The organism is Algoriphagus boseongensis (assembly GCF_004362805.1).
Taxonomy (GTDB): Bacteria; Bacteroidota; Bacteroidia; order Cytophagales; family Cyclobacteriaceae; genus Algoriphagus; species Algoriphagus boseongensis.
In genome coordinates this window covers 681673-697939 of sequence record NZ_SNYF01000005.1, presented here as the reverse complement: position 1 = coordinate 697939, position 16267 = coordinate 681673, and the positions used below count along the sequence as shown (strand labels likewise).

Sequence of the window (16267 nt, the reverse complement as noted above, 5' to 3'; positions counted from 1 at the left end):
GTGGGTATAAGTAAGGGCTAGTTTTCCCTTAAACTCGTCTTAATTTTTTTAACTTAAGGCATCAATATAAACCAAAACTCATGGATTTATCTTCTGTTTTTTCTTTGGATGGAAAAGTTGCCCTGATCACCGGAGCAAGTAAAGGTATAGGATTTAGTATCGCTGAAATATTTGCGGCTGCCGGAGCTAAAGTAGTGCTATGCAGTCGAAAACAGGATGCTCTGGACGAGATGGCAGACCAACTTAAGGCAAAAGGCTATGAGGCAACAGGAATTGCCTGCAATGTTGGAAAAATAGAAGAGCTCCCTGCCTTGGTTGAAAAAACCGTGGCCATTTATGGAACAATAGATATTTTGGTAAATAACGCCGCAGCAAATCCTGTCTTTGGACCTGTGCATGAAACCAGTCTGGAAGCATTCGATAAAATCATGGATGTCAATGTGAAAGCCCCATTTGAGCTTTGCAGATTGTGTTTCCCTTATTTAAGAAAATCATCAAACGCTTCCGTCATTAACATATCCTCGATTGGAGGAATATCTCCTGAACAAGGCCTTGGGATTTATTCTGTTTCAAAAGCCGCTTTGATTTCCCTGACTAAGGTATTTGCCAAGGAATGGGGGGATGCGAAAATCAGGGTAAATGCCATTTGCCCAGGATTGATTCAGACTAAGTTTTCAGAAGCACTATGGTCAAATGATAAAATCATGGGTATGCTTATGAACCACCTTGCTATCAAAAGAGCCGGCACTTCTGAAGAAATTGGTTTTATGGCTTTGTTTTTAGCTTCAGCAGCTTCTTCCTACACGACTGGAGCCGTTTTGACAGCAGACGGAGGATTTACTATTTAATATTGATTTATGGCTTCTATCGCTAGTTTTCCTCAGGAAAACCTCCAAGACTTATTATTGAAATACAGAACTTTTGTAGAAGAAGAGCTTTTCCCAATCGATCTTAAAATAGTTTCCGGTCCTTTCAAAAAACACCTTCCTGATCTTCAGGCTTTGCGGGAAAAAGCAAAGAAAGAAGGATTATTTGCTCCGCATCTTAGTATTGAGGAAGATGGACTGGGATTGGACTTGGTACAATTTGCCCAAGTTTCCGAAATACTCGGGCAAAGCCCAATGGGACATTACGTATTCAATTGTAATGCCCCTGACATAGGAAACATGGAATTACTCCATCTTTTTGGCTCGGATGACCAAAAAGAAAAATGGCTTAAACCGCTCCAAAAAGGTGAAATCAGAAGCTGCTTTGCAATGACAGAACCCGAGTTTGCCGGAAGTAATCCTGTAAACATGGGAACCACTGCAGTAAAGAATGGGGAGAATTATGTGATCAATGGGCATAAATGGTTTACCACCGCAGCAGATGGTGCGGCTTTTACCATCGTTATGGCTGTAACAAATCCCGAGGCAGAATCGCCCTACCAAAAAGCCAGTATGCTGATTGTTCCTTTGGACAATCCTGGATTTAAACTTATCAGAAACATTCCTATCATGGGTGAAGCGGGGGAAGATTACCTCTCTCATGCAGAGGTGAAATTCGAAAACTGCATAGTTCCAGCAACCAACCTGATTGGACAAGAAGGCCAAGGATTTGCTTTGGCTCAAGAAAGATTAGGACCTGGCAGAATTCATCATTGCATGCGATGGATAGGGATTTGCGAGCGGGTTTTTGACATGATGTGCAAAAGAGCCCTAAGAAGAGAACTCGATTTCGGAAAACCTTTGGCAGAGAAGCAAACCATTCAAAACTGGATCGCAGAAAGCCGTGCGGAAATCAAAGCCAGTCGCTTGATGGTCATGGATACCGCTCAAAAAATGCAGGAATTCGGGGCTAAGGCCGTTCGGGAAGATATTTCTACCATCAAATTTTTCGTGGCTGATGTATTAATGAAAGTGATCGACCGGGCAATCCAAGTCCATGGTGCTTTGGGAATTACGGATGACACTTTGCTTTCCTTTTGGTACAGACATGAACGAGGGGCCAGAATCTACGACGGGCCTGATGAGGTCCACAAATCGGCATTGGCCAGAAGTATTTTAAAGGCTTACCAGAAAAAATAAACATGGAGTTCGGAACATTAAAGGAATATTTAGCTCAAAAACTTTCCTGCAAGCCTGAGGAAATTGAAATAAATCAAATTTCAGGAGGCTTTTCTAACCTGACTTTTTCAGTACTTACGCCAAATGGGAAATTCGCACTCAGACGCCCGCCATTTGGAGATAAGATTGCAAAAGCTCACGATATGAATCGGGAGTTTAAAGTCTTGGAAAGTCTGAATAAAGCTGGCTACTCCAAAAGTCCAAAGCCAATTTTTTGCTGCGAAGATGAGGAAGTATTTGGTGCTCCTTTTTTCTTGATGGATTTTGTAGAGGGATTAATAGTCCGAAATAAGATACCCTCTAATATCAATTTCGAACCAAAGCATTTCAACAGACTTTCTCAAAATGCTCTTGATTGCTTAATTGAACTCCATAAGCTGGACCTGGAAGATTCAGGTTTAATTCAACTTGGAAAACCCGAAGGATACGTTGAAAGACAAGTATTTGGATGGTCGGATCGGTATTTGAAAGCTAAAACAAATGAACTTCCTGAAATGGAAGAGAGTGCTAATTGGCTAAAATCAAATCTGCCCACCTCTCAAAGGGTAAGTTTTATTCACAACGATTTCAAATACGATAACCTGATTTTGGATCCCAACACCTTGACAGATATCAAAGCTGTCTTGGATTGGGAAATGGCTACAGTTGGGGATCCTTTGATGGACTTGGGAACTAGTTTAGCTTACTGGGCCCAAGATGATGATCCTCAAATTCTAAAAATGTTCAACTTAAGCCACTTACCGGGAAATTTCACCCGAAAAGAAGTTGTGGACTATTACCAAAAACAAAGCGGCTTGGATCTGAGCAACATGAATTTCTATTATGCTTTTGGTCTTTTCAAAGTAGGTGTCATTGCCCAGCAGATATATAAAAGATTTGTTCAAGGTTATGCGAAAGATCCTCGTTTTGAAGCCTTAATTCATGTCGTGGAAGCTGCCGGAAAAAAGGCTTTAAAAACTGTTCAAACCCAAAAAATCTGATTTTATGGAAATCAAAAAAATATGCATTCTAGGTGCAGGAACCCTTGGTTCAAGAGTTGCTTTACAAGCTGCTATCTCTGGGTTTGAAGTGAAGGTTTATGATATAACTCAAAAAGCCTTGGATTTTTCTTTAAACACCATGCAGAAAATCCTTCATCTTTTAGTCAAATCCGGGCAACTGAATAAAGAAGATCTAGCCTCTATCTTGGCAAGAATCGAATTTACTTTAGATCCTAAGGTGGCGGTGGCAGATGCGGATTTTATCAATGAAAGCGTGACAGAGGAACCCGAAATCAAGAAAAAAGTCTGGAAACAATTTGGTGAACTGGCTCCTGAAAAAACTTGGTTTACCACCAATACTTCCTATTTGCTTCCTTCCATGTTTGCTGAAGAGAGTGGAAGACCAGCAAAATTTTGCGCTTTCCACTTTCATGATGTTTTTTATTCCCGTGTGGTTGATATTATGCCGCATCCCGGAACAGATCCTAGTATGATTCCAATGCTTGAAGATTTAGGAAGAAAACTCAATCAAGTTCCTGTCCTTGTCAAAAAAGAAAATCCCGGCTACATCTTCAATACCATGCTGATGGCTTTGATAGGAGCTGCAGGAAAACTTCTGACAAAGGAAGTGGGCTCTATCGAGGATATTGATAGATCTTGGATGGTCAACTTCCATATGCCCATGGGGCCATTTGGGATTTTGGACTCCATAGGTTTAGATACTGCCTGGCATGTGACTCACAATTTGCCAGATGCAGCTTCCAAAGCATTTGCGGCCCATCTCAAAACCTATTTGGATCAGGGAAAACTTGGAGAGAAAACTGGGGAAGGCTTCTACTCCTACCCTAACCCAGCCTATAAAAACCCGGATTTTATCAAATAAACCTGAATTTCAAATATTTGATTTTCTCCCCTTTATCAGAAAACATCTTCTCGTAGTGGGTTTTTATCCCGTGATGATCGTCTCGCATTTCGCTTTGGTAAAAGTCATGGGTAAAAGCGATGACCTCAATGTCTTCTCTGGATTTGACTAGCTCTAAAGTGTACTCAAACAAGCCTGTATTATCTGTCTTGAAATGGACGATTCCATCCTTCTTGATCAGCGGCTTATACATTTCCAAAAACTTGGGCGAAGTCAACCTTCGCTTTTCATCTCCATCTCTTGGAAAAGGATCTGGAAAAGTAATCCAAAGCTCTGAAATCTCACCCTCTGCAAAAAAGTCATTCAGGTTTTGAATTTGAGTTCTTAGAAAAGCCACATTCGTAATTCCCTCGGCAGTAGCGGTGGAGCTTCCTTTCCAAATTCGACTTCCTTTGATATCTACACCGATAAAATTCTGATTGGGATATTCTCTTCCAAGACCCACGGTAAACTCTCCTCTGCCACAGGCCAATTCTACGACAATACGATTTGGATTTTGAAATTGCTTTTCGTTCCAGTTGCCTTTGATGGTTTCAAAAATTGGCTTTCCGGCCTGGACTACATTGGGGTTTAATTCGTTTTGGGAAAAGCGAACCAGCTTTTTTCTGCTCATTTAAAGATCGTCGATTTCTGCGACCACAAAAGTACTGCCTCCGATAAATATCAAGTCATTCGAACTCGCATTTTTTCTGGCAAAGTTTAAAGCATCATTGACATTGGGGATAATAAATCCCTTTAAATCAAATTGAGAAGCTTTTTCAGCCAATTGAGATGCCGGTAAAGCCCGAGGTAAATCCGCATTGCAAAAAACATAAGTGGCATCTTTAGGAAGAAGAGCAAGGATTTTAGAAATATCCTTATCCTGAACCATCCCCAAAACCATCCAAAGCTTGGAAAAAGAATAGGTTTTCAGCTGATCCAAAATCTCCCTGATTCCGGGTTCATTATGCCCCGTATCCGCAATCACTAAAGGATTTTCACCAAGTATCTGCCATCTGCCTTTCAATCCTGTCAATTGTGTGACATTTTCCAGGCCCTCTGCCAAAGCTTGCTCAGAAATCTCCCAACCTTTCTTTCGCAATTGAACCACTGCTTCTAAAATTCCGGGAAGGTTAAATCGCTGATAATTCCCGAGTAAACCCAAAGTGATCTTAAAGGATTTTTCATGGCATTCAACAGAGTATCCTGCCTTGCCGCTTTGTTCAGATTTCTTTGTAACCCGAAAATGCTGATCAGCAAAAATGATCGGCGCATGTAAAGAATTGGCTATTTCGTGAAAAACGGGAGTGGTTTCTTCCTGAGTTTGGCTGATGATTACCGGGGTATTGGGCTTGATAATACCAGCCTTTTCAGAGGCGATCTTAGGCAAAGTATCTCCCAGAAACTGCATGTGATCCCATCCAATATTAGTAATTATGGATATTTCCGGAAGGATCACATTAGTACTATCCAGTCTGCCTCCCATGCCAACTTCTATGACAGCTATATCCACTTGCTTTTCCGCGAAATACCAAAAAGCCATACCTACGGTCATTTCAAAGAAACTAGGCTTTAGCTCCTCCAAAAAGGATTTATTCTCTTCTACAAAACGGATTACTGCTTCCTCCTCCATTTCGACCCCGTTAATTCGGGTTCTTTCTCCAAAGGATTTTAAATGAGGGGAAGTATATAAACCAGTTTTGTATCCAGCAGATTGGAGAATTGCAGCCAAGGAATGAGAAGTACTCCCCTTTCCATTGGTACCGGCCACGTGAATGGTTTTAAATTTTCTTTCCGGGTTACCTAAATGCGCACAAAGCGCAAGTGTATTACTCAAGTCTTTTTTAAATGCTGCAGCGCCGATGCGCTGAAACATAGGAAGGGAATTATAAAGGTAATCCAGCGTTTCCTGGTAATTCATACTTAATCAACCTGAATCAAAAAGGTGATTTTACCGCTGGAAAAATCAGCAGCCGTCCCACCTGATTTCTTAAAAGTAATTTGATTAACCACCTGACGGTAATAGGCTAAGACATCATTTGAAACATTGTACTCCAAAGGAACTGCCTGAACTACCCTGCCTGAATCATCAACAGTAATTTTGAAAACAATCCTACCGTTTCTGGTAGAAACTCGGTCATTGATATTAGGTCTGGAAGCAAAGTCCCAACCAGCAAGGTCCAAACTATAACCCGAGCCAGAATTGGTTCCTTTTCCGCTTCCCTCACCCATAATTGCTCTACCATCCACTGTCCCTGTTGGTTTACCTTCATCTCCTTTAGCATTTGATGATCCTTGGGCTCCTCCAGACGCTGGAGTGGAACTTTTACCTGAAGTACCTCCTGCTCCAAAAATGGCTCTTTGGTCAATTTTTGGTTGCTCCGGTGCTTTTTGAGTAGTGGTCTCTGCTTCTGATTTCGCAGGGGTAGTTACTGTCTTGGTAGGTTCAGTCTTGGTAGGTTGAGGCTTTTTGGTCTCAACAGCGGCTTTCTCTTCCCCTTTGATTGGGGATGGCTTCGTAGTTACCGCTTGATTGGCAGCAGGTTTCGAAGAAGCTTTAGGCTTTGCTGTTTCAGTTTTTGGGCTTGGAGCAGGAGTAGCGGGTTGAGTAACTACTGGAGCTACTTCTCCCGGAGCTGCCTGTTCTACGCTTTGGGAAGGAGTTTCAGAAGGTGCATTTGGGCTATTCCTATTTCCTGAACCCGTATCTGTAAAACCAAGATTCAATTCCAAACCATAGGTCGGTAAAGGAGGAATGGGTTGCTTCCAAACCACGATGAAATAAAAGGCAAGCAAAAGCAACACATTGAGCACAATCGTCACAATGGCGGATTTTCGCTTACTGTCTTTTTCTATCTGATCAGAATCCCAAGCTTGCATGATTAGTAAGGTTGCGTGGCGATTGAAACATTGGCCTCTAGGCCTGCTGCAATTCCACCAATTTCCACTAAATATTCAACAGGTACTTCTTTGTCAATATGGAGGACTACTTGTCCCTTTTTCCCTTCCAGTAAAGTCGTCAATTCAGCCTTGATTTGATCTCTGCTTACAATTTTATCATTGACCGAATAGCGAAGGTCTTTGGTCACGGATACCGTCACTTCCTGCATCACGATGTCGGAGGTCTCGCTGGAAGGTAAATTTACCGGCAAACCAGACGGTGTGATAAATGAGGAAGTCAACATGAAGAAAATCAACAACAGGAAAATAATATCCGTCATTGAAGACATGCTAAATGCTGCATCAACCTTATTTTTTTGTTGGAATCCCATGATTACTTATCCTGAAGAAGATCAATAAACTCAATGGAAGTGTATTCCATGTTGTGCACCAGTTTAGAAACCTGGGTTACCAGGTAATTGTATCCCAAATAGGCTACAATGCCGACCACAAGACCAGTTGCCGTGGTAATCATGGCTTCATAAATACCCATGGAAAGGAGTTTTGGAGAAACCATACCTTCTTCCTGAGCGATGGAAATAAATGCCTGGATCATCCCGGTCACAGTTCCCAAGAAACCGATCATCGGAGCCGCTCCTGCTACAGTAGCAAGTAGACCGAGATTCTTTTCCAGTTTGTAAATTTCAATTTTACCTACGTTCTCGATAGAGACTTCGATATTCTTCAAAGGTGAACCTATTCGTTCAATGCCTTTCGAAATCATATTGGCTACAGGAGTATTTTCTCCCATACATAAAGCCTTCGCTTTTTCTATTTGACCGCTTTGTACCAAAACTTTCACCTGATCCAGCAAATGGGAAGGGGTTTTGGAGGCTTTTTTCAGGGTAAGCAATTTCTGAACAAAAATGAAAATCGCCAGAATAAAGAGCAAATACAAAGGAATCATCATATACCCTCCTTTGATCAGAAGGTCTAATAATCCGATGTTTTCTTTGGTAGCTTCTGCAGCTAAAGTGTCGGCCGTAGCCAGTGAGTCAACTGATAGGGTTTGGAGAAGGATCATATTAATATTTCAAAATCCACAATTCTTCGGTGTATTGGGATTTGATCTTCTCGAGTTCTTCAGCGGCTACTCTAAAACTTCTGTATTTGCCAATTGCCAATCTGAAATTGGAGCTTTCAGCATAAGGAAGAATTAGATAGACCTCAGCAGATTTGGCTTGATAATTAGGAGCTAGCTTCAAAGCATCTGCTTCATTTGGCAAACTTCCTACTACAATAAAATACTGTGGTCTTTCCTCTTGAGCCTCGATTCGGATCAATTTTCCAGATACATTATTGGCAATTGTTGTACCAGAATCGGTGGGTTTAGAAATATTAGGATTTTCTACGGGGATATTTTCTTTTGCTTCTTGGGTTTCAGAAGCTTGAGTTTCTTCAGCAGAAGCAATTTCTGTGTTGGATTGCTCTGGTGCGGTAGTAATTACAGGTTCATTAGCTGCTGGAACAGATTTTTCTTGTACTGGCAATTCACTTTGATTGCCAGTTTGCAATTGCCAAATGATGGCGGAAACTAATAGCAAAGCAAAAACAACAACTATCCAAACCCATGAACCACTGGATTTGGCTTCTTTTTTTGGAGTAGCTTTTGCGGGTTTTTCTGAGGTAGTTTTCTTTTCCTGAGCAGGCTTTTTCTCTTCTTTAGCAATGACTTTTGGAGTCTCAATTACAGGTTCAGGGGCCGAAACAGGCTTTTCTACCTCAGTCTGAATCTTTTCTACAGGTTCAACTTTAGGAGCAACAACCTCTGATTTTGGTTTCAAAGGTTTGATTTCTACCCAAGGAAGCCCATAATCTTTAGGGTCAGACCAAACTTGTTTACCTGAATCTTTTACTGCCATAGCTAAAAAGGAAAGCTACGAAACTAATCCAAATCGGTGGAAAGCCCAACCTTTTCGTTGCAGTTTATCAGAATTTGAAGCTTGCCCCTCCTATCAACTGCACTCCACGAACCGGATAGTTTAGCCAGCGCATGTTTTGACCATTGGTGAGATTATTTCCCTCTGCAAAAACAGATATCCTATCCGTGATTTTAAAATCAGCTTTTAGCTGGATATCAGCTATGGTTTTCAAATTTACAACCTCCTGCACTGGGGGATTTATTTCAACAGTATTTATACCTCTTGCTTTCAGCCCTCCCATAAAATTCAAATTGGCCTGAATCAGTAATTTTTCAAAAGGCTTGATTTGGTTGTTGACTCTAAATTCCCAAACCGGGCGATGCCAAGCTTCCGCTTCTGTAGAAAGGCTGTATTGAAACAAATCCAATCTAGAACCTAAGGAATAGGTTTCGCTGAATTTAAATCCAAGTTCTGCATTGACATTCACCACAGTGGTTTTCTCATCATAAACGATATCAAACCTTGCAGAATCTGCCATGCTGTTTACAAAGAAATGAAGGTTATTATATCGACTCAGGTCTATTCCAGCTCGGTAATGGAAGGTTTCCTGAAATTGTCCCTCTATCCCACCATCTACTTTGTAATTGTTTACTGTATTTAATAATCTGGTGTCAGGACCCAAAAAGGGGTTTTCCTGAACAAAGCCGAAATAGGTATTTAGATTTACATCACCGGAAAACTCAGCGAAGAAGCCAAATTCTTCTGCAAACTGATAACTGGCTTTTAACACTGGAAAGATCCTAAAATCACTTTCTTTTCCTGGGATAGAATCATCTTCGGAAACTACATTGATCCCTGCAGTAAATCGGAATGCCTCATAATCGTAAGAAATCCTCGGTCTAATCCCGAAATAACTTCTGGTAATCTCATAGGACTCATTACTAGGGCTGGTGGAAAAATACTCTACTCCCACTTTTCCTGACCAATCAGAATCAGTTCTGAACTTTCCTTCTCCACGAACTCCAAATTCATTTTCCTTGGCTAGGTAGCTGTCTTTGAAAGTTCTAAATCTCAACTGCGCATCGTAAGAAAATGGGCCTACTTTTTCTATATCCCGAATTCCTCCAAAGATTTGAAAATTGTTGAGGATATTACTCTGCACGATCGGATCATTCCAATCTGCCTCATTTGGAATCTGGAAGTTTGGATCTTCCCCATAAAAGGAATACTTGTCCTGAGCCCAATTCAGGCCTCCATAAATTTCTGCAGCACTCAGAAAATAGCCTAAATCACCAGAAAATAAGGTATGGCTCTCGGGACTTATATCCTGATAGGTTCCAGCAGGGCCTTTTCTGAATCCCTGATGCTTAAAATTCACTGAATAACTCACCGGATCAGGACTGATGGACATAAATCTGGCCTCCAATAAGGGGGAATCAAAATTCCCATAACCTGCCCTCACATATCCCGAATACAGATCCAATTTAGGTTGTCTGTAGTCTTTTTGAACTGCCGTTGGCTGAAGAGTCAAAGCTGGAATTTTTAGGAAATAAGGCGTGACCGAGTAGCGGAAATCCTGAATTCCGGAAGGCTGTGGAAGTACCGGCAATCGCTCAAATACGCGGGGCTGCGCAGGAACAGTCAAAACCCGGTCCTTTCTGATAACAAATTCCTGATCCTGAACTTCGCCTCTTTTTTCGGTTTGAGCCATCAGATCGGTTTTGCTAAGCAATCCAACTCCGATAAAAATCAATGGAAGAAATAGTCTTTTCATGGTTTAGTTCAGGGTTTTGAGTTTAGCAGCTGCTTCGGCTTTAATTTCTGCATTGGTGGATCTCTCCACAATGGATTCCAGAGTAGCCTTAGCCTGGAAATTTTCTCCGGTTTTCAGGAAATTATCAGCTAAAAGCAAGAACATTTTTCCATACCAAAAATCGAAATCAGAGAATGGCCCGGAAGAATCAAAAATCACATCATTGGACTGAGGAATGTCTCCTCTTTCCTGAAGAGAAAATGCCAAAAGGTAAAGCCCTTCTGCACCTTGGATGGTTTTGTAATCATTTACCAAAGCCTTCAAAGTAGACTCAGCCTGTGGAATTTGCTTCAATTCTTTTTGAGCTTTGGCCTTGGTCAATAAGGCTGTTGGGGTAGTTTCTGGCAAAATACCATCCAAGATCACCAAGCGATCAGCATAGGTGATGGATTGGGCAAATTTCTTTGTCGCAAAATTCGCAATCATCAAACCCTGAATAGCCTCAGCTTCCTCGACTTTGTTTCTGGCATTTTGGGAAGCAGTTTCCAAATACGGAATGGCAGCAGCATAATTACCCCGGTCCAATTCAATGGTCCCAAGTTTTTGAATAGCCCGAATTCGCTGAGGAGAAGCAGGCTCTTTTTCAAGTTGTTTGAAATATCCTACAGCCCTTTCGGTATCTCCTGCCTGCAAGAAAGCATCCCCTGCGAAATAAAGCGCCTCAGTTTTTTGAGCCGACTGAGGATAGCTTCTAAGGTAACTTTCGAAAGCTCTTGCTGCCTGCGCAAAATTCTTATCTAGGTAAAGGCTTTTTGCAGCCTCAAATTCCAGAGATTGAACGTTTCCAGCTCCAGGGTTTGAACTTTTATACTTAGCCAAATAATCGCTGAACTCTGCTGATCTGCCTTGCAAAGCCAAGGTTTCCTGAAGGCCTTTGAGTGCAGTTTCAGCATTTTCCGAATTAGGATATTGGTCGAGAATCTTCTTATAATCCGAAATCGTCTGGTCATAATTTCTCAGTGAAAAGTTCGCGACTGCTCTACCTTCCAAAGCAAAAGGAACAAAAGGGGAACTTTGTCTGGTAGAAATCAAATCCGAAAAGGCATTGGAGGCTTCGTTGTAGCGAATTTCCTCAAGATTGATCTGACCCTTTTGGAACATAGCATCTTCTCGATGCAAGCTGGAAGGAAACCCAGAAATCAATCTGTCTAGGTTGGATAAGGCTTCATTGTTTTTATTCTGGAAATTCTGGACTACTGCCAAACGGAAATACGCATAATCAATGCCTGAATTCTGCTCATTGATGGCCCGTTGGAAAGTGGCTTCCGATTCCTTGAAACGCTTTTGTACATATTGACAGTCGCCTAGTCTTAGCAAGGCATCGTCATAATTTTGTTTTTCAGATTGACCTCTGAGTTTCTCTGTATACAAACGGAATTGCTCCTCGGCCTTGGTGTATTGCTGGGAATTGAAATAAGCATAACCCAATCCATAATGGGTTTTGATCAAAAAGGGATGAGAAGTTGCCGGGTTCATGGCACGGACGGCTTCATAAGCTCGGATAGCCTGAGGAAGATTTCCGTCAGCTGCCAAGATTTCTCCTTTCCAAAAATGAGTTTCTAACAACAGGTCCCGATCTGAAGGAAAAGCTTGAGATTTATCCAAATAGGCAAGAGCTGGCTTATACTTTTGATCTCGGTAATACACCATTGCCTGATAGTAAGCCACCTTCTGGTAGGCAGCCTGAATTCTAGGAGATTTGGTTTTAATTTTATCCATCTGATCAATTGCCCTGAGGTAATCATTGGTATTGATCAAAGCTTCAGAAAGCAGATTTTCCGCATCGGTTTTAAATTTCCCTGAAGGATAAGTATCCAAATACTCATCTAAAACTGAAATCCCGATCTGGAAACTTCCTTTCTGAAGATTTGCTTTCGCATAGTTGAAAAGAGATTCTTCTTGAATCGACTTATTGAATGAGGTTTTTGAAGCTGCCTGAAAACTACTGGATGCAAACTGGAAATTCTCCAATTTCAAATAGGCATGCCCCAAGTAATAGCTCGAAGCCTGACCGATTTCGTCGGTAGCAGATGCAGATACTTTGAGATAATCTGTAGCGCGTTGGAAGTTTCCGATTTCAAAGAAAGAAATCCCTGCTTTATACACTTCCTCACGGGATAGCTCCCCTTTTCTGGCATTTATAAAAGCATCGTAGTTTTTGGATGCATTGGCAAAATCCTTCTTCGCGTAATACGTCTCCGCCAGATACAAATGAATGGTTTCTTTTCTATCCAGATTTTGCCCGGATGCTAAAAGAGGTTCGGCATAACTTATCGCCTGATCATATTGACCTTGCTGGTAATATAAGGCAGTCAGCAGATAAGGGACTTTTGTAGCATACTGGGCAGATTTTGAAGCGGCCTGAAGATCAGTGATTGCCTTTTGAAAATTTCCTTGCTCCATGGCAATAAAACCGCTGTAATAATAGGCATCGAAGCTAATCGGCTGACCCAAGGTTTTTGCCTGATCGAAAAAAGGTGCGGCTTGATTGTAATTCTTCAATTGGAAATTTGAATAGCCTTGCTTGAAAAGGACATCAGCTCTATTCTCGACTCCCAGCCCATCTGCTTTCACCAAAGCAAAAGCTTCCAAAGCTTCTTTGTAATTTCTTTTGTAGAAAAAATGATCTCCCAGGTATAGTCCTGCGGTGGTTACGCTAGGATGATTTCCGTGATCAAAAATATAAGACTTCATCAAGCCCGGTCCATCAGGACTTTCCAACTGCAAAGCAGCCATGGCCCGATGAAGTTCGGCTGATTTTTGTTGTTCTCCGGTAAGTGTGTGATTGATTAATCTGGAATTATCAAAGGCAGAAGCAGCAAAGAGTTGCTTATCAAAAAGCTCCAGATTGTAGTCCAAAATTTGTTGAGGGCTAGTCTGGTATAGCGTGGATTGAGCAAAAGCTTCCACGCAGATACCTAAACCTGCCAGCAATGCCAGGTAGTATTTCATAGATGGTTTATTGGGTAATCAGAGTAAAATCTTATACACCAGCTCGCGGAGGATTTCACCTTCTTCCATGCTTCCGGAGTCCACTCCTTTGAATCGAAGGTCTGCCTCTCTGATGTACCCAAATACATCAATTATCTTGCCCAAATTGTAGTTCTTGGATGCTACGATATATTCTTTCGCAGCAAAAGGATGCACTCCTATTGTGGATGCAACCTGATTTTCTGATGCGCCACCAAGTTTATGGATCAATGCTACTTTGGTGAAGTAGTTGTACATCAATGAAAAAATAGGAATAACCGGATGGGATTTTGGATTTTGAATAAAGTAATGAACGATCTGATTTGCCTTTGTAGAATCCTTAAATCCAATCGCTTTCGTCAATTCAAAATTATTGTAGTCTTTATTGATTCCGATGTACTTGGAAATGTGGTCTGCCGTAAACTTGGTCGGTTCGGGAAAATTGATCAGCATCTTTCCTACCTCATTGGCCATGACCTCCAGATTGTTACCGATGGAATCCGACAATAGCAATGCAGCTTTAGGCTCAATCTGATGACCTAAACCTGAAAAGTATCCTTCGACCCATTCCGTAAGCTTCCAGTCTTTTACTTTTTCAGATTCTACGAAAACCGCTTTTTTATCAAGCTCTTTTTTCAGCGCACTTCTTCCATCCAGTTTTTTGTGCTTATGGGCAAAGACCAAAATCGTACTGGGAAGTGGATTGGCTAGATAGCTTAAAAGTAATTTTTGAGCATCCTCTTTTCCTAAATCAGGAATACTCTGGGCCTCTTTCACCAAAACCAATTGGCGCTCGGCCATCATTGGGAATTTCCGGGCATTTCCAAGAATCACATTCATGGGAGAATCTTTCCCATACATCACCAATTGATTGAATCCACGCTCAAATTCAGGAATCGCATTCTTTTCGATGTAGTCTGTAATCAGATCAATGAAATACGGTTCTTCCCCCTGCAAAAAGTAAATGGGGGCAAACTTATTTGCTTTCAGATCTTTAAGAACAGCTTCAGGTGAATGGGCCATAATTGGAAAAACTCGAGGACTTAAAGATAACAGCCGAGTTGATTTTGGAGCAAAAAGGAAGAAAATAAACTTTGCTTTCCTTATCTCGGTTTACTTTTGTGAGCAAATAAGTTTATGATGAGTTTCGAAAAAGGTATTGCGTTTTATAAGGAAGGAAAATTCGAGGAGGCTTTAATTTCATTCAACGAGTTGATTGAGGCCTATCCTGGTAAATCAGAGCTCCACTTGTACAGAGGAAGAATTTTGACCCGATTGGGGAAAGGAGAACAGGCGTTGGAGGATTTTGACCTTTTGGTTTCTTTTGAACCTTATAATACCGACTTCATAAGCGACCGAGGAGTGGTTTTGCATTTACTTGGTAGAAATGAGGAAGCCCTCGCTGAGTTGGATCGTGCAGCCAATCTTGACCCTAAAAACCCTTACCGTTATAGTAGTCGAGCTTTTTTAAAAGATCGAATTGGTGATTTGATGGGAGCTATTGAAGATTATGAAAAAGCAATAGAACTTGATCCTGAGGATGCTGTTTCTCATAACAATAAAGGACTCGTAGAGGAAAAACTTGGGTATAAAGAAAGATCCAAGGAAAGCTTCAAAAAAGCAGATGATTTGGTGGGCTACAAACCCAATTCAAATCCCAATGATCTCCCTCCAATTGGAGAAAAAAAATCTCAGGAAATTCCAAAGCCAATCACTCCACAACGTGAAGAAAGTCCAAAAATGAATCTGGACTACTTTTTCTCAACTCTGAAATCTATTGTGGGAGACCAAAAAAGCCGAAAGGAATTCCTCGATTTTGTAAAGGGGATTTTTTCCGGAAAAAAGTCTAAAACTCCTTGATCACCCAAAGGGGTTTGCTGAGGAAATAGGACATTTTCTTGGAAATATTCTTGGAGAAAATTTGATCAAAAAAGGATTTCTTTTTACTCAAAGTAACCAATATATCACCTTTGGCCACCTGAAGGTAATTTTCTAAACCCAAAGCCAAATCATCTCTAAAGGCCTTGAGCACATAATTGGTTTTCTCATGCTTGACAAAAGGCTTGATTTCTTCAACCATAGTCAGATGGAGAACTTTGTCAATGGACTTTTGGGAATTAGAAATATGAACTACGTCGATCTCAGAATCGAAAAAGCCAGCCCATTCCCCTACTTTTTGAATAGCCAATTTATCCTCTTCAAGATAATCTGTCGCATAAACCAATTTTCGGGGAGGTTTGAAAAATACTTTCCTTGGCACCACTAGGATGTCAATTTCTGATTGCTCTACCAGCCTACTGGCCCGGCTTCCAATTATATTTTCCCGCAACTCATTTACCCCTTCCGTCCCAACGACAATTAAATCTGCCTTTATGGACTTGGCAAAATCCAAGGTCCCCTGAACTATCTTACCTTCCTGTGTTGCAATTTCACAGGCATTTAGTCCTCTGGGAATACTTTCGGCTATGACAGCTTTTTGAAGATTGCCTAATTTTTCTCTAACGAAATCAAGCTGGTATTTTCCCTCTTCATCCAAAGGAGAAAGTTTGAGGTAATCTTCTCGATTGAGGACATGAAATAAGATCAGCTTCGCTTTATACTTTTCCCCAATTCTTGAGGCATACTCGATTGCATTCAAAGAACACTCTGAAAAATCAATCGGGCAAAGAATAACAAAACCGTTTTTCATAGAAAAA

Annotated in this window: 15 protein-coding genes; 5 read left to right on the top strand and 10 right to left on the bottom strand. The window is 41.2% G+C overall.

Going from position 1 to position 16267, the window contains the following annotated elements; all coding sequences use genetic code 11:
• Positions 1–80: 80 nt before the first annotated feature.
• From DFQ04_RS03015 to DFQ04_RS03000, 4 genes are read left to right on the top strand one after another with little or no spacing between them, the layout of a single operon-like run.
• Complete coding sequence (locus DFQ04_RS03015; RefSeq protein WP_133552546.1) at positions 81–848, top strand: SDR family NAD(P)-dependent oxidoreductase; 768 nt, start codon at positions 81–83, stop codon at positions 846–848.
• 9 nt (positions 849–857) lie between these two features.
• Positions 858–2066 carry an acyl-CoA dehydrogenase family protein gene (locus DFQ04_RS03010; RefSeq protein WP_133552544.1) on the top strand — a complete coding sequence of 403 codons (1209 nt, stop codon included), beginning with the start codon at positions 858–860 and terminating at the stop codon, positions 2064–2066.
• A 2-nt stretch (positions 2067–2068) separates the two neighbouring features.
• A complete protein-coding gene (locus DFQ04_RS03005) occupies positions 2069–3085 on the top strand; it encodes a phosphotransferase family protein (protein WP_133552542.1) in 1017 nt (338 codons plus the stop codon).
• Between the two features lie 4 nt (positions 3086–3089).
• Complete coding sequence (locus DFQ04_RS03000) at positions 3090–3968, top strand: 3-hydroxyacyl-CoA dehydrogenase (RefSeq protein WP_133552540.1); 879 nt, start codon at positions 3090–3092, stop codon at positions 3966–3968.
• Here the strand turns inward: DFQ04_RS03000 and trmB are convergent.
• The 9 genes from trmB to holA form a co-directional block, all read right to left on the bottom strand.
• A complete protein-coding gene (trmB, locus tag DFQ04_RS02995; RefSeq protein WP_133552538.1) occupies positions 3961–4620 on the bottom strand; it encodes a tRNA (guanosine(46)-N7)-methyltransferase TrmB in 660 nt (219 codons plus the stop codon). The genes DFQ04_RS03000 and trmB overlap by 8 nt on opposite strands.
• Positions 4621–5907 (bottom strand): bifunctional folylpolyglutamate synthase/dihydrofolate synthase, encoded by a 1287-nt coding sequence (locus DFQ04_RS02990; RefSeq protein WP_133552536.1) that lies wholly within the window; start codon positions 5905–5907, stop codon positions 4621–4623. It lies immediately after the preceding gene.
• A gap of 2 nt (positions 5908–5909) precedes the next feature.
• The gene (locus tag DFQ04_RS02985) at positions 5910–6866 is read right to left on the bottom strand and encodes an energy transducer TonB (protein ID WP_133552534.1); all 957 of its coding nucleotides are present in this window, start codon (positions 6864–6866) and stop codon (positions 5910–5912) included.
• A gap of 2 nt (positions 6867–6868) precedes the next feature.
• Entirely contained in the window at positions 6869–7258 is a 390-nt protein-coding gene (locus DFQ04_RS02980) for an ExbD/TolR family protein (protein ID WP_133552532.1), read from the bottom strand.
• A 2-nt stretch (positions 7259–7260) separates the two neighbouring features.
• A complete protein-coding gene (locus tag DFQ04_RS02975; RefSeq protein WP_133552530.1) occupies positions 7261–7950 on the bottom strand; it encodes a MotA/TolQ/ExbB proton channel family protein in 690 nt (229 codons plus the stop codon).
• Between the two features lies 1 nt (position 7951).
• Positions 7952–8788, bottom strand: coding sequence for a hypothetical protein (locus tag DFQ04_RS02970; protein WP_133552528.1), 837 nt, complete (start codon positions 8786–8788; stop codon positions 7952–7954).
• 67 nt (positions 8789–8855) lie between these two features.
• Entirely contained in the window at positions 8856–10562 is a 1707-nt protein-coding gene (locus tag DFQ04_RS02965) for a TonB-dependent receptor (protein ID WP_133552526.1), read from the bottom strand.
• Positions 10563–10565: 3 nt separating this feature from the next.
• Positions 10566–13553, bottom strand: coding sequence for a tetratricopeptide repeat protein (locus DFQ04_RS02960; RefSeq protein ID WP_133552524.1), 2988 nt, complete (start codon positions 13551–13553; stop codon positions 10566–10568).
• An 18-nt stretch (positions 13554–13571) separates the two neighbouring features.
• On the bottom strand, positions 13572–14594 hold the full coding sequence (holA, locus tag DFQ04_RS02955; RefSeq protein ID WP_133552522.1) for a DNA polymerase III subunit delta: 1023 nt from the start codon (positions 14592–14594) through the stop codon (positions 13572–13574).
• Positions 14595–14711: 117 nt separating this feature from the next.
• Here holA and DFQ04_RS02950 point away from each other — a divergent pair, with 117 nt between their 5' ends.
• Positions 14712–15431: a tetratricopeptide repeat protein gene (locus DFQ04_RS02950; protein WP_317129583.1), complete on the top strand. Its 720-nt coding sequence runs from the start codon at positions 14712–14714 to the stop codon at positions 15429–15431.
• Here the strand turns inward: DFQ04_RS02950 and DFQ04_RS02945 are convergent.
• Positions 15418–16260 (bottom strand): universal stress protein, encoded by an 843-nt coding sequence (locus tag DFQ04_RS02945; RefSeq protein ID WP_133552519.1) that lies wholly within the window; start codon positions 16258–16260, stop codon positions 15418–15420. The genes DFQ04_RS02950 and DFQ04_RS02945 overlap by 14 nt on opposite strands.
• Positions 16261–16267 lie beyond the last annotated feature (7 nt).

What these genes read in the sequence shown, in the direction of transcription:
- DFQ04_RS02975 (WP_133552530.1), bottom strand. Translation starts at nt 7,950, where the DNA reads ATGATCCTTCTCCAAACCCTATCAGTTGACTCACTGGCTACGGCCGAC.
- DFQ04_RS02980 (WP_133552532.1), bottom strand. Translation starts at nt 7,258, where the DNA reads ATGGGATTCCAACAAAAAAATAAGGTTGATGCAGCATTTAGCATGTCT.
- DFQ04_RS02960 (WP_133552524.1), bottom strand. Translation starts at nt 13,553, where the DNA reads ATGAAATACTACCTGGCATTGCTGGCAGGTTTAGGTATCTGCGTGGAA.
- DFQ04_RS02945 (WP_133552519.1), bottom strand. Translation starts at nt 16,260, where the DNA reads ATGAAAAACGGTTTTGTTATTCTTTGCCCGATTGATTTTTCAGAGTGT.
- DFQ04_RS03010 (WP_133552544.1), top strand. Translation starts at nt 858, where the DNA reads ATGGCTTCTATCGCTAGTTTTCCTCAGGAAAACCTCCAAGACTTATTA.
- DFQ04_RS03000 (WP_133552540.1), top strand. Translation starts at nt 3,090, where the DNA reads ATGGAAATCAAAAAAATATGCATTCTAGGTGCAGGAACCCTTGGTTCA.
- trmB (WP_133552538.1), bottom strand. Translation starts at nt 4,620, where the DNA reads ATGAGCAGAAAAAAGCTGGTTCGCTTTTCCCAAAACGAATTAAACCCC.
- DFQ04_RS03005 (WP_133552542.1), top strand. Translation starts at nt 2,069, where the DNA reads ATGGAGTTCGGAACATTAAAGGAATATTTAGCTCAAAAACTTTCCTGC.
- DFQ04_RS03015 (WP_133552546.1), top strand. Translation starts at nt 81, where the DNA reads ATGGATTTATCTTCTGTTTTTTCTTTGGATGGAAAAGTTGCCCTGATC.
- DFQ04_RS02985 (WP_133552534.1), bottom strand. Translation starts at nt 6,866, where the DNA reads ATGCAAGCTTGGGATTCTGATCAGATAGAAAAAGACAGTAAGCGAAAA.
- DFQ04_RS02970 (WP_133552528.1), bottom strand. Translation starts at nt 8,788, where the DNA reads ATGGCAGTAAAAGATTCAGGTAAACAAGTTTGGTCTGACCCTAAAGAT.
- DFQ04_RS02990 (WP_133552536.1), bottom strand. Translation starts at nt 5,907, where the DNA reads ATGAATTACCAGGAAACGCTGGATTACCTTTATAATTCCCTTCCTATG.
- DFQ04_RS02965 (WP_133552526.1), bottom strand. Translation starts at nt 10,562, where the DNA reads ATGAAAAGACTATTTCTTCCATTGATTTTTATCGGAGTTGGATTGCTT.
- DFQ04_RS02950 (WP_317129583.1), top strand. Translation starts at nt 14,712, where the DNA reads ATGAGTTTCGAAAAAGGTATTGCGTTTTATAAGGAAGGAAAATTCGAG.
- holA (WP_133552522.1), bottom strand. Translation starts at nt 14,594, where the DNA reads ATGGCCCATTCACCTGAAGCTGTTCTTAAAGATCTGAAAGCAAATAAG.